The 12378-nt window shown below is 32.8% G+C and carries 13 protein-coding genes; all 13 read left to right on the forward strand.

Annotated elements, in window-relative coordinates:
• Window positions 1-130: 130 nt before the first annotated feature.
• Window positions 131-3256: a helicase-related protein gene (locus CHB58_RS02825; protein ID WP_180706409.1), complete on the forward strand. Its 3126-nt coding sequence runs from the start codon at window positions 131-133 to the stop codon at window positions 3254-3256.
• An 85-nt stretch (window positions 3257-3341) separates the two neighbouring features.
• Window positions 3342-3575, forward strand: coding sequence for a ribbon-helix-helix domain-containing protein (locus CHB58_RS02830; RefSeq protein WP_089322595.1), 234 nt, complete (start codon window positions 3342-3344; stop codon window positions 3573-3575).
• On the forward strand, window positions 3568-3843 hold the full coding sequence (locus tag CHB58_RS02835; RefSeq protein ID WP_089322596.1) for a type II toxin-antitoxin system RelE family toxin: 276 nt from the start codon (window positions 3568-3570) through the stop codon (window positions 3841-3843). The genes CHB58_RS02830 and CHB58_RS02835 overlap by 8 nt, the downstream gene beginning before the upstream one ends.
• Window positions 3824-7519 carry an Eco57I restriction-modification methylase domain-containing protein gene (locus tag CHB58_RS02840; protein WP_089322597.1) on the forward strand — a complete coding sequence of 1232 codons (3696 nt, stop codon included), beginning with the start codon at window positions 3824-3826 and terminating at the stop codon, window positions 7517-7519. Before CHB58_RS02835 ends, CHB58_RS02840 begins: the two co-directional genes overlap by 20 nt.
• A complete protein-coding gene (locus CHB58_RS09030) occupies window positions 7504-7665 on the forward strand; it encodes a hypothetical protein (RefSeq protein WP_180706410.1) in 162 nt (53 codons plus the stop codon). The genes CHB58_RS02840 and CHB58_RS09030 overlap by 16 nt, the downstream gene beginning before the upstream one ends.
• Window positions 7662-7832, forward strand: coding sequence for a hypothetical protein (locus CHB58_RS09035; RefSeq protein ID WP_180706411.1), 171 nt, complete (start codon window positions 7662-7664; stop codon window positions 7830-7832). Before CHB58_RS09030 ends, CHB58_RS09035 begins: the two co-directional genes overlap by 4 nt.
• 297 nt (window positions 7833-8129) lie before the next feature.
• Window positions 8130-9836 (forward strand): hypothetical protein, encoded by a 1707-nt coding sequence (locus CHB58_RS02850; RefSeq protein WP_089322599.1) that lies wholly within the window; start codon window positions 8130-8132, stop codon window positions 9834-9836.
• 4 nt (window positions 9837-9840) lie between these two features.
• The gene (locus CHB58_RS02855) at window positions 9841-10362 is read left to right on the forward strand and encodes an SEC-C metal-binding domain-containing protein (RefSeq protein WP_219350060.1); all 522 of its coding nucleotides are present in this window, start codon (window positions 9841-9843) and stop codon (window positions 10360-10362) included.
• Window positions 10363-10581: 219 nt separating this feature from the next.
• The gene (locus CHB58_RS09040; RefSeq protein WP_180706412.1) at window positions 10582-10758 is read left to right on the forward strand and encodes a hypothetical protein; all 177 of its coding nucleotides are present in this window, start codon (window positions 10582-10584) and stop codon (window positions 10756-10758) included.
• Window positions 10755-11177, forward strand: coding sequence for a PIN domain-containing protein (locus CHB58_RS02860; RefSeq protein WP_089322601.1), 423 nt, complete (start codon window positions 10755-10757; stop codon window positions 11175-11177). The genes CHB58_RS09040 and CHB58_RS02860 overlap by 4 nt, the downstream gene beginning before the upstream one ends.
• A 218-nt stretch (window positions 11178-11395) precedes the next feature.
• Window positions 11396-11704, forward strand: a complete 309-nt coding sequence (locus CHB58_RS02870; protein ID WP_089322603.1) for a nucleotidyltransferase family protein — start codon at window positions 11396-11398, stop codon at window positions 11702-11704.
• Window positions 11705-11836: 132 nt separating this feature from the next.
• Window positions 11837-12073 carry an AbrB/MazE/SpoVT family DNA-binding domain-containing protein gene (locus CHB58_RS02875; RefSeq protein ID WP_089322604.1) on the forward strand — a complete coding sequence of 79 codons (237 nt, stop codon included), beginning with the start codon at window positions 11837-11839 and terminating at the stop codon, window positions 12071-12073.
• On the forward strand, window positions 12054-12377 hold the full coding sequence (locus CHB58_RS02880) for a type II toxin-antitoxin system PemK/MazF family toxin (RefSeq protein ID WP_089322605.1): 324 nt from the start codon (window positions 12054-12056) through the stop codon (window positions 12375-12377). Before CHB58_RS02875 ends, CHB58_RS02880 begins: the two co-directional genes overlap by 20 nt.
• Window position 12378 lies beyond the last annotated feature (1 nt).

A 12378-nucleotide genomic window follows, 5' to 3' on the forward strand; every position in this document is an offset into this window, starting at 1 on the left:
TGCTTTTCTTAGAAGTTTGCAGGATGGATTATCCTACATTATGGGGGAAATGTTCAACAGCTTAAGATATAATGTGAGTGGTAAAATGGCGATACGATTTAGGAATTTGCTTTTTATTGGGGGAATTGAAATGCCCGAACATAACGATTTGACATTTTTTACTAATGAGGATGGAAGAAAGCTTATAGACAGATTTAAAACTTTATTTAAAGATACTAAGGAATTGAATATTATTGTGGGATATTTTTACCTGTCCGGCTTATATCAACTTCAAGAAGAGCTTGAGAATGTAGATAAAATAAGAATTATTGTTGGGATGCAGGCGGGTAAAGAAGTATTTGATCTTGTGGAAAAAGCAAAAAGTATAGAAGAATCAAAGAATAGCTATCTTGAAAACGTAGTTGAGGAACTTTCAAACGATGAAAATGATTCCTTTGAAAAAGAGAAAGCTATAAGAAAATTTTTAGAGTGGATACAAAGTGGTAAGTTGGAAATAAAACAGTATCCACATTCACCTCTTCATGCCAAGCTTTATATTTTTAGAAGTAGAAGTGGGATAGATGTTGGAAGAGTAATTACAGGGTCTTCAAATTTCACAATTTCAGGTCTTAAAGAGAATCTGGAATTCAATGTGGAACTAAAAAATAGGGCTGATGTTGAATTTGCCATTAGTAGATTTGAAAAACTGTGGGAAGATTGCAAGGATATTTCAGAAGATATTATAAAAACAGTTAAGGAGAAAACTTATCTTAACGATACCCTTTCTCCTTATGAGCTTTATTTAAAATTTCTTTATGAGTTTTTTGGAGAGCAGATCGATTTTGATAAAGAGGATGAATTTTTATTTCTTCCTAAAGGATTTAAAAAACTTAAATATCAGCTGGAAGCTGTTGTTGATGCAGAATCCAAAATTAAAAAGCATGGCGGTGTATTTCTTTCAGATGTGGTAGGTCTTGGAAAGACCTTTATAGCTTCAATGTTAGTGGCTAAATTGAGGGAAAAAGTATTGGTGTTTGCTCCTCCTCATTTGACCGAATACTGGGAGGATACGTTAAGAGAGTTTAATGTGGCAGCTAAGGTGATTTCATCCGGGCGTTTAAGAAATTTAGATGTTGAGTATTTTAAAGACTATTCCATAGTTATTGTAGATGAAGCTCACAGATTCAGAAATGAGGAAACAAAAAGTTATGAGACTTTGCACAAAATATGTAGAGGAAAAAAGGTAATTCTTTTAACAGCAACACCCTATAACAACAAGCCATCCGATATTAAAAGCCAGTTGCTTCTTTTCCAGAATAGGTATAAATCCACCATTCCCGGCGTTACAAATCTTGAAGAGTTTTTCAGTGCTCTGGAAACTAAAATAAAGCAAGTTGACAGGAAAAAAAATCCTGAGAAGTTTAAAGAGGTTCTTAAAGAGTGCGGTCAGGAGATTAGAACCAGAATTTTAAGATACGTTATGGTAAGACGAACAAGAAAGGAAGTGGAGAAATTTTTTAAAGATGACCTGAACGCTCAGGGTGTTTCCTTCCCAAAATCCAGAGACCCTGTAAAAGTTTACTACGAACTGGATAAAAAACTTGATAGTTTATACAATAAAACTATAGAAATAATAAAAAGTCTTTCATACGCAAGGTATCGTCCTGCTCTCTACCTTAAAACCAAACTTAAAGAAAATGACCCGATATTTATTTCTCAGATGAATCTGTCCGGTTTAATGAAAACGCTTCTGTTAAAGCGTCTTGAAAGTAGTTTTGAAGCATTTAAGAAAAGTCTTGATAGATTTTTAAAATCCCATGAGCAGTTTTTAAATATGTATGAAAAGAAAGGCGAAATTTATATAAGTAAGGAAGTTGATGTTTATGAATTAATTGACGATGATAATTTTGATGAAATCTTTAAACTTGTTGAGCAAGGCACTGTCCAGAGTTACAGCAAAGAGGAGCTGCGTCCAGAGTTTTATGAAAATCTCAAGGCTGATACAGAAGCAATAAGAGAATTACAAAACGAATGGTATAAAGTAGAAGATGACCCAAAGTTGGAAAAATTTTTAAATCTGCTTGAGTATGAAGATTCCACTCTATCTAAAGCGAAAAAACTTCTAATATTTACCGAATTTTCCGATACAGCTGAATATCTCGGGAATAGATTAAAAGAAAGCTTTGGAGATTGTGTTTTGGTTTTCTCTTCTAAGTCAAATCCTTCGGTGAGAAAGAAAATCATTGAAAACTTTGATCCAAATGCAAAAGTTAAAAGGGATGATGTAAAAATTCTTATTACAACGGATGTTCTTGCAGAAGGGATAAACCTTCACCGTTCAAACATTATAGTTAATTACGATATTCCGTGGAATCCAACAAAAGTTTTACAGAGGGTAGGAAGAATTAACAGAGTAGGCACAAGATTTAAAGAGATTTATGTTTATAACTTTTTCCCTATAAGCGTTGCAGAGAAAGAGCTGGGACTTGAAGCGGCAGCAATAGCGAAGCTTCAAGCTTTTCATCAGGCTCTCGGGGAGGATGCGAAATATTTAACAGAAGAGGAAGAGGTTGATGCCCATGGTTTGTTTGAAAGGATAAACACTATAAAAGAAGATGAAGAAGATGAATCATTCTTCCGGTATATTAAGCTGCTTAGAGAAATCCGGGAAAATAATCCTGAGCTGTTTGAAAAGATAAAAAGTCTTCCTAAAAAAGCCCGCTCTGGAAGGAGATTTAAAAGAGAATTACTGATAACGCTTTTTAAAAAAGGAAATCTTAAAAAGATTTATGTTGCTTATGAAGATAAGCAATCTCAGGAAATAGACTTTTTAAAAGCAATTGAGTTGCTGGAAGTTGGACCAGAAGAGAAAAACCTTACAATTCCGCTTGAAAATTATTATTCTCTGTTAGAGAAAAATATAAGTGCTTTTAACATTTCCTTAAATGAAGAAAAAAGTAAAGAGAAATCCAGAAAAACAGCGTCAAGAGCTGAGAAGTATCTTATAAAAGAACTAAAAGCTCTTAAAAACTATTTCAAAGATAAAGAAACGAAAAAGCAGGTTATAAAAGTGCTTGGCTTTATAGATACAGGAAGCATACCTAAAAGGACTTTAAAGGACTTAAGCAAGAAGTTTAAAGAAAACAGCGAACCTGAGGTAAAAATTGAAATTCTGAGAGAATTTTTAGAAAAAATTTCCTTTAAAGAAAAACAAACAGAAAATTCTTACGATGATTCAAATGTGGAAGTGATATTGTCTCAATATTTTGGAAGGTGAATTATATAACTACTTTAAGATTTTTGCGTTGCAGAAACGGAAAGTGGGATATAAAATTAGATATATCGGATAACAGGGAGGATTTATGGCTATTACCAAAAAGTTGATTAGTATGGACAAAATGCTTGCTGAAGAGCTTTCTACTGTTTCAAAAATACTTGGAATATCTCAGAAGGAGATTGTAGAAAAAGCTCTTGATTTTTATTTTGACTATTTAGATGTGGCTGTTGCTGAAAAAATAAGTAAAGAAATAAAAGAAGGTAGAATGAAAGTTTATGAGGCAAAAGAGGTTTTTAGGGGACTTGGGATAGATGTATAAACTTTTATTCTCCGAAGTTGCTAAAAAAGACCTTGAAAAATTTACCATTGATGAGAGAATTTTTATTGCCGAAAAGTTGAAATACCTCGCAGAAAATTTTGAACTTCTTAAACAGACAAAGAAAGTTAGAAAACTCAAAGGAAGCGGTAAATTTTACAGGTTTGTAATTGCCAGAAAAATAAGAGCTATTTTTGAAGTTAAAAACGAAGAGATTGTTATTCTGATGTTGAGAGTGGGGAAACGGAAAGATGTCTATAGAGATTTATGATACAGCAGTAAAAACGCTAATAGAAAATCCATTCAATAAATCAAACTTTGAAAAATTCTTGAGAACTGTTTTTGAATCGGCAGATTTTGAAGAACGATTTGAAATAACAGATTTAGAATGTCCTGAGAGATTTAAGGAGCTTATTAAAAAAGCAGAAGTTCTCGGAGAATATGAAGATAAAGAAAGTAATAAAGTTCTCTTCCTAACAGTTGAACTTGGCAGAGGGTCAACTCTTGAAAGAGCAAGGAAAACCCAAAGAGACTTCGTAGCAAGGATTATAGAGGAATACAACGCTGAAGCTGCCATAGTAGCCTTTTACGTTTCCGGGTTTGAGAACTGGAGACTTTCCTTTGTTAGAGCGGTTTATCACTTTAATGAAGAAGGAAAACCTGTTCAAAAACTAACATCCTATAAGAGATATTCTTTTCTATTGGGTGAAGGAGAACCTTCCCATACAGCCTATAAACAGCTTTCTACGTTAAAAGAAAATCCTGACCCTGATATTGATAGTATAGAAAACACATTCAGTGTAGAACCTGTTACCAAAGAGTTTTACGAAGAGCTAAAAAAAGTCTTTGAAAAAATGTGGAAAAGAATATACGAAAACAATAAGCATATTTTCAGAAGAGATCCTTCATACGATCTTCCAGATGAAGAACTAAAAGTAGAAGTTAGAGCTTTTACCAAAAGGCTTATAGGAAGAATTCTATTTCTCTACTTTGTTCAGAAAAAAGGTTGGTTAGGAGCAGAAAAGGGAAGTTCTGTTAAATCTGGGGATAAAAAGTTCTTAGTAACCAGGTTTTACAAACTTAAAAAAGAAGGGAAGAATTATTATAGAGATTTATTAGAAATTCTATTTTTTAAAGCTCTTAATACACTACCTCAAAGACCAGGAGATTTTTATAGAGAAGAGTTGGATTGTCAAATACCTTTCTTAAATGGTGGATTATTTGAAAGAGATTATTCAGAGGATCTCTATATTGTAATAGATAACGACTTATTTGAAGAGTTATTCAATGTCCTTGAACGCTTTAACTTTACTATTAAAGAGGATGAACCTTACGAAAAAGAAGTTGCAGTTGACCCTGAAATGCTCGGTAAAATCTTTGAAAACCTTTTGGAGGAGAACTATAGGAAGGGAACCGGAGCTTTTTATACTCCAAGAGAAATTGTTTACTACATGGCAAGAAAGAGCCTGATTTATTATTTGAATAGAAAAATAAAGGTTCCTGCTGAGTATATTGAAGCTTTGCTTATTCTTGAAGATCTTGATGGGTTAAAAGATAAGTTTCCGAAAGCGGGAGAAGAAATAGTTAACAAGAAAAAAGAAATCGTATCGGCAATAAAGAATTTGAAAATTGTTGATCCTGCCGTTGGAAGTGGTGCTTTTCCTATGGGTTTACTCTTAGAAATGGTTAGACTGATTAGAATTTTAGAAGAGGACATAGATGAGTACAAATTAAAAAAAGAACTTATCCAGAATTGCATTTATGGAGTGGATAAAGATCCTTCTGCCGTTGATATTGCAAGGTTGAGATTTTGGTTGTCTCTAATAGTTCACCACGAATTGGAAGAAATAGAGCCATTGCCAAACCTTGACTATAAACTGATGCAGGGGGATTCTCTCGTTGAAGAAATAGTTTTGGGAGATGTTTCCATTCCTCTTGACTTTGGAGAGTTGTTAATTAAAAAACAACTCTTGAATCCTGAGCAACAAATACTCTTTAAAGCTGATAAACCTGAAAAAATAACACTTTCTCTTCAGATTAAAGTTATTAACGATAAACTAAAAGAGTTAGAAGAACTTCATGAAAGACTTTTCAATACTTGGAATCCAACAGCAAAAAGAAAATTAAAAGATGAAATAGAAAGAATAGAAATGGAAATTATAGAGACTAAACTTCTTGATTTAGAAAAGAAGTACAAGAGAGAAGCTGAAGGTATTCAGCAAAGGTTATCTTTCTCAAACATTAAGAAATTAGAACAGAATAAATTTAAAAAACAACTTGTAAATTGCTATGTAAGGTTAGAAGCCATTCAAAACTTCAGAGAAAATTTAAGAAAAAAATATAGAGATTATTTCCTTTGGGAACTTAATTTTCCAGAAGTTTTCTTTGAAAAAGAAGGTTTTGACATTGTAGTAGCTAATCCTCCATACGTTGGAGAAGCTGGACATAAAGATTTGCTTAAACGGGTGAGATTGACTTCTTTTGGGAAGAAATATGGTCAAGGGAAAATGGACTATTTCCATTTCTTTTTGCAGAAAGCTATTCATAGATTATCTAACAGAAACTCCATTATTTCGTTTATTACAACCAACTATTATTTCCAGGGAGCTGGAGCAAGTAAGCTAAGAGAATCTATAAAGAAAAATACAGATATCCTGGAACTTATAGATTTCAATGAACTTAGACTATTTGAGTCAGCAACTGGACAACATAATGCAATAATTTTCCTTGGGAAACCTAAAAAAGGTTGGAATACTCTCTATATAAAGTTCCTATTAAGAGAACCTAACGTTGAAAAATCACTAAAGATTATTGAGAAAGTACTTTCAGGAAAAATTGAAGATGATCACGAGAAATTGGTTTTAAAGTTTAAGACAAAATATGTTTTTGATAAAAAAGACTACATAGTTCCATTAGGGGGATTATTTGAAACAATTTTAAAGGAAATGGAGAAAGGAGCTATTTACCTTAAAGACAAAGATTTAGCTCAAGGAATTGTAATGCCTCAAGATTTTGTTACTAAAAAGCATTTAAAAATTTTAGGTGATGGTGTTAATTTAGGAGATGGAATATTTGTCCTGTCGCAGGAAGAACTTGAAAGATTAAATCTAACAGAGAAAGAATTTAAAGAGATTATTAGACCGTACTACACTACAGAAGAATTAGATGTTTACTGTAGAAATTCTAAGAATAGATACTGGATTATTTACACTACAACAGAAAAAATAAAGCAAATCCAGGAATATCCTAATATTAAGAAGCATTTAGACAAATTTAAAAGAGTTATAACTTCTGACTTTAAACCATACGGTTTACATAGAGCGAGAGAAGAATACTTTTTCAAAGGTGAAAAAATAATATCCCGTAGGATGACCAAAAGACCTCATTTTACCTATACTGACTTTGACTGCTATGTATCTCAAACCTTCTTCGTGATCAAGCCTCGCAGTGAAGCTTTAAGAGATGTGAATCTTAAGTATCTTACTTTAATTTTTAACTCTAAGCTTGCCTACTGGTGGTTTTATCACTTTGGAAAACGGAAGGGAGAACAGCTACAAGTTGACAAAGAACCTCTTATGGCATTTCCAATAAAGATTGTTAAAGAGCAAGATGAGATTTCAAAATTGTTTGACATTATTTGTTGTATTAAGAAAGCAATAACTGGAACTTTTGAAAAGCATGTTTATGACTTTTTCGTTGAAATAGTGGATGCACTAATTTATGAAATATACTTCAGTGATGTTATGAATAATGAGTATCGCATAAGGAATCTTTTGTTTGAAACTTTGAATAGCTTTAAAACTGGATTTTCACTAGAAGACATCTTGAAATTTTACTATGAATTAAATAGTTCTAAAAGTCCAATAAGAAACAGAATCATTCTAATGAAACTCCATGATCCTATTGTTTCTACCATGGAGAGGAAGGAGAAGTGGGGTATAGGTTAGAGAAAGCTGTCATAGAAAAAAAGTTTGCAGGGGAAATTTCAAAAGAAGAGACAGAAAAACTTCTTTCAGAAATCCAAAAAGAGCTTGATAGAATGGTTTATGAGCTTTATGGGATAGAAATTTCTAATTTGGAGGTGGATAAATGACTCAAAACACAGAAAAAGAATATCAAGCAGAAGTTTTTGTTAAAGGGAAATTATTAGGATTTGAAGTTCCTAATGAAGATAGGGGTGAGATATACATAATTGTCAGCTTTCCAAAAAAAGCTGGATGGAAATTAAGGAAGATAAGGATGTTTATTTTTTTAGAGTAGTTGGAAGGGTCGAAGTTACTAATACTAATAAAAAAGAGCACAATAAAAAGGAATGGAGATCTGGAGAAATAAAGATCCACAAAAATTTTCTTTTTATGAAAAACAATAGATATGTTTCTTTCAAGATCCCTTTTAAATCTAAAAATATCTTTAATATCCCACGCAACAGTAATATTTCTCTAATTTTTTCTTGGAAACCAGAAAATCTTGATAGTCCTGATAGTAGAGTGATAATAAGAATAACCTCTAAAGATGATTTAGATAAAGATCTTAAAAGTGTACTTTGGATGGGATAATATGAAAACTCTCTTCATCATAGGTTCTGGCTTTTCCGTTAATCTTGGGTTATTAACGACAGAAAGAATTGGAGAAGCTATTGATATTATGTGTGATGATTCTCCTTTGGAGGAAAGATTAACAAGACTTCAAGAGAAACTATCCAGAGAAAGAATCAGTAATCTTGATATATCCCATTTGAAGGATGTCTTCCATATTCTTTTAGATACAGATAAAAAATCTCGTTCCATTAGAGATGTTGAGGATTTACAAGAGAGAGCAATAAGAAAAATTGTTAGAGCTTATATTGATTCTTTTCCTGATGGAGATGGAAAAGCATTTTTTCATTACTTAAAAATGATGCCTGAAAGGATAGACTGGATTGCTTTTAAAAATCTTTATAGCCTCTATAAGAATCAGAAGAAGTTGCATAATGAAAAACCTTCATTAGTTGAATTTCTTACCTTGCTTTCAAAGGCACAGGCTTATGGTATTGCACTTCCTATACAAGATAACTTCATCCACAGGAATAATAAGAATCTGATAACTTATATGCGTTCTTATAATGTTTCAGGAGCTTTTAACTTCTATAGGTATTTCTTTTTCAAAATCTTTAAGTTGCTTCTACAGAAACCAGTTGAGGCCAAAGTTGCGAAGAAGTACTACTTCTTTTTCAAAGATATTTTAAGCGAATATAGAAATATCCCTGACGATTCTTTAGAAAAGTTAACTAACAGAGACTGGTTCACTTTACCTGTTAGGTTTCTCACCTTTAATTGGGATCCTTTTCTCCCTTTTATTCTGTTCAAAGTTAACAGAAATATCAATTATGAAGAAGAAAATAGAGCACTCGAATACGATTTAATCCTACAGTTTTATACTGACATTGGTGTTTCTGGTCCAATTATTTATCTTTCTGAATCTAAAAATTCTTCTAAAGGTTATCATTTGGCAACTGATGATATGGCGTCTCAAGTAAACTATTTAACAAAAAGAAGTTATACTGAGAAAACAAAATTTCTATCCAATGTTGTATATAGGCTAACGAAACTACATGCAGTTCATGGTCTCTTTAATCTTCGCATGTGTCCTCATTGTCATCAGGCATTTTTTATAATGCCCACACGCATAAGAGATACTGATATTTATACACTAAAAGGTGTTCAAGACATATTCCTGTCCGATTTAATACCTGATCCAAGAGATTTCAAAAAAGTGGTAAGCAAGTACAAAGGGAGATACTTCTATGTACCTTATAAGTCAGGAAAACCCGATATGCTTTTCTGTCCAATTTGTGAACATCCTACTTATTTTGAAGATATTCCTTTGTCAGTTCAAACTATATTCAAACTTGATGAACCTGACTTTCTAAAGAAAACGAAATTAAAGGCTTTTACAGAGTTTATAAAAGCTGACCATATAGTAGTAATAGGTTACTCCTTTCCACAAGATGACCTGTTAAATAACTATCTTTTGCAACTTCTTTCTATTTCTCCTGAAATAAAGGACAGAAAGAAAAAGAAAATCACCGTGATTATTTATAATTCCTCTTTCCAAGATAAAGTGTGGTATAAATTTAGTGAGGTAGAAAAGGTAAAAGATAGTTTGGAATTAAATATCGACTTCCTTAAGAACTTTTTTAAAGAAAAGAATATTCGAATTTCTTTTCTTGGCTTTCCAGATATCTTAAAAAGAGTAAGATATGAAGAAATAATAAACTTTAGTTAATGAATTGAAAGGCCTCATTAATATCAATAATATTGACTGTTTCGAAGTTGAAATTGAATTTAATAGAAATTTCCCGCGAAGTGTGCCTGTTGTAAAAGAGATAGGAGGAGATATCCCCAGAGATATGGATAGACATATAGATAAAGAGGGACGTTGCTGTTTAACTATCCCTTCCATAATAACAGAAGAATTAATGCGTGTTCCCAGTATATTAAATTTCATGGAAAAATTTGTAGAGCCATTTTTTGCCAATCGGCTGTATTACGAAAAGACAGGAATGTGGTTATCTGGTGAGTATAGCCATGGGAAAAGAGGAATTCTAGATTTTCTTACAGAAAGACTCTTTATAAAAAGAAAAATTGCTGCCAAACTTCTGGAATTCGGTTGCAAGTTTAGAAAAAAATCTTATCTGATTAATTGGAACAAACCATGTCCTTGTGGTTCCGGAAAGGTGCTGAAAAAGTGTCACAAAAAAGAAATTTTGGAGATTATAAAGTTAGTAAAGTTAACAGAAAGAATCTGCTAATATATATTGCCCTTTATAAAATTGTGTCAAAAATTCTTCATAAGCCATTATAAGCAATCCGCAAGATTGCAAAGTTAGGGATTCACCTCACCAAATTTCTGGTTTAAGGAGCACGGAACGGTTTTGTAAGGCATAAATTATGATATAGTGGTAGTTCCCTTTTCTGACGAAAGACGTGTCTGTAGGAACGAAATATTTTACCGTTGGAGGAACAAGAAAATGGGAAAGATAGTCATAGAACTTGACGAAAAGGTAAATTTACAAATAAAAGCTAAAACCTTGGAAGAAGCTATAAGAAAGCTCATCAAACAGGTAAATTTAACTGGTAAGTTTAAAAGTGTCAGGCTAAAGACTAAAGATTTCAAGTTTAATAGGGAAGAGGCAGAAAGTAGATGAAAAAAGTTTTTGTTGATACGAATGTTCTTATCTACGCTTATTCTGAGGATGAACCAGAAAAAGCGGTCGTATCGCAAAAGATAATTGTTGAAAACAATAGTATTACTTCTGTTCAGGTTTTAAATGAATTATCAAACGTTTTGTATAAGAAATTCAGGAAGAGTGAAGATGAAGTTGTTTCGGTTATTTTAGAAATTACTGAGCTTCTTGAAGTAGTTCCTGTAACATTAAGCACAGTTCTAAAAGCTCATGAAGTAAAAAGAAGATACAGGTACAGCTATTATGACAGTCTAATAATTGCATCAGCTCTGGAGAATAATTGTGAAATACTGTATACAGAAGATATGCAACATAATCAAAAAATTTCGGAAAATTTACATATAGTTAATCCTTTTAGAGGAGAATCAAAATACCTTTAATAGTCAGCAATAAACATTTATAAGGCAGAACTTCTCTACAAGTTGCACCGGGCTTCTGAATGTGTAAGACTATTTGAAACCAAGTATGGAAAAACTTTTGAGGAATTTGAAAGAGAGCTAAAGTCATCACCTGAAAATTTTGAGGCTTGGGATGACTATATGGAATGGAAAGCATGCATAAAAACCTTAGACACTATTAAAGAAGAGGTTACGTAAAGTTGAAGGTCAGAAGGACAGGAAAAACTCTTCAAGAGATAATTCAAATTTTAAAGGAACACCAGGAGGAGCTCAGAGAAACGTATAGGGTTAAACATCTTAAGGTTTTCGGTTCCTACGTTAGGGGTAATCAGAAGGAAGAGAGTGACCTTGACTTAATGGTTTCCTTCGAAGAGACTCCTACCCTGCTTGAGTTTATTGACCTTAAAGAGTACCTGGAGGGTATAACCGGAGTAAAGGTAGATTTAGTTACAGAAGAGGGTATAAGCCCTTATATAAAGCCGTATATTGAGGAAGTTGAGGTATTGTAGTTGAAGGAAGCAGAAGCATACCTAAAGCACATTCTTCAGGAATGTGAATTTTTAGTGCTTATGTAGTTTTCTGAAAAAAATCCCTTGTTTACTCCATGGTATTTTATACATAAATCAATATGGAGAAAGAAGATGCTTACTAAGGTTCAAAAATGGGGAAACAGTCTGGCTGTAAGAATTCCCTCAGCGTTTGCTAAAGAAATTGGTCTTTGTCCTGATACGGAAGTGGAGTTAAAACTTGAAGATAACAAGCTGGTAATTATTCCTAACAAAAGGAGGCAGTTAGAAGAGTTGTTAAAACAGGTAACTCCTGAGAATCTACATAGTGAAATTGATTGGGGTGAAAAGAGTGGAGAAGAAGAGTGGTAAGTACATTCCTGAAAGAGGGGATATTTTATGGTTATACTTTTCACCACAAGCAGGGCATGAACAAGCCGGAAAAAGACCTGCTATATGCTTATCTCCCAAACTTTATAATGAAAAGACGAACTTAGGTTTATTCTGTCCGATTGAAGTTTCTCTACCGGCTAATTGTCCTGTAAGAGGTGTTATTCTTGCAGATCAGATTCGTAATTTGGATTGGAATATTAGGAAGGTATCGTTTATAGCAAGGGTTTCTGAAGATACTTTGGAAAGGGTTTTGGAAAAGATTCAATTGCTTTTATTCTATTAGA

It is taken from the genome of Desulfurobacterium atlanticum (assembly GCF_900188395.1).
GTDB classification, from domain to species: Bacteria; Aquificota; Aquificia; order Desulfurobacteriales; family Desulfurobacteriaceae; genus Desulfurobacterium_A; species Desulfurobacterium_A atlanticum.

What these genes read in the sequence shown, in the direction of transcription:
- CHB58_RS02875 (WP_089322604.1), top strand. Translation starts at nt 11,837, where the DNA reads ATGCTTACTAAGGTTCAAAAATGGGGAAACAGTCTGGCTGTAAGAATT.
- CHB58_RS02835 (WP_089322596.1), top strand. Translation starts at nt 3,568, where the DNA reads ATGTATAAACTTTTATTCTCCGAAGTTGCTAAAAAAGACCTTGAAAAA.
- CHB58_RS09040 (WP_180706412.1), top strand. Translation starts at nt 10,582, where the DNA reads ATGGGAAAGATAGTCATAGAACTTGACGAAAAGGTAAATTTACAAATA.
- CHB58_RS02840 (WP_089322597.1), top strand. Translation starts at nt 3,824, where the DNA reads ATGTCTATAGAGATTTATGATACAGCAGTAAAAACGCTAATAGAAAAT.
- CHB58_RS02850 (WP_089322599.1), top strand. Translation starts at nt 8,130, where the DNA reads ATGAAAACTCTCTTCATCATAGGTTCTGGCTTTTCCGTTAATCTTGGG.
- CHB58_RS02830 (WP_089322595.1), top strand. Translation starts at nt 3,342, where the DNA reads ATGGCTATTACCAAAAAGTTGATTAGTATGGACAAAATGCTTGCTGAA.
- CHB58_RS02860 (WP_089322601.1), top strand. Translation starts at nt 10,755, where the DNA reads ATGAAAAAAGTTTTTGTTGATACGAATGTTCTTATCTACGCTTATTCT.
- CHB58_RS02825 (WP_180706409.1), top strand. Translation starts at nt 131, where the DNA reads ATGCCCGAACATAACGATTTGACATTTTTTACTAATGAGGATGGAAGA.
- CHB58_RS09035 (WP_180706411.1), top strand. Translation starts at nt 7,662, where the DNA reads ATGACTCAAAACACAGAAAAAGAATATCAAGCAGAAGTTTTTGTTAAA.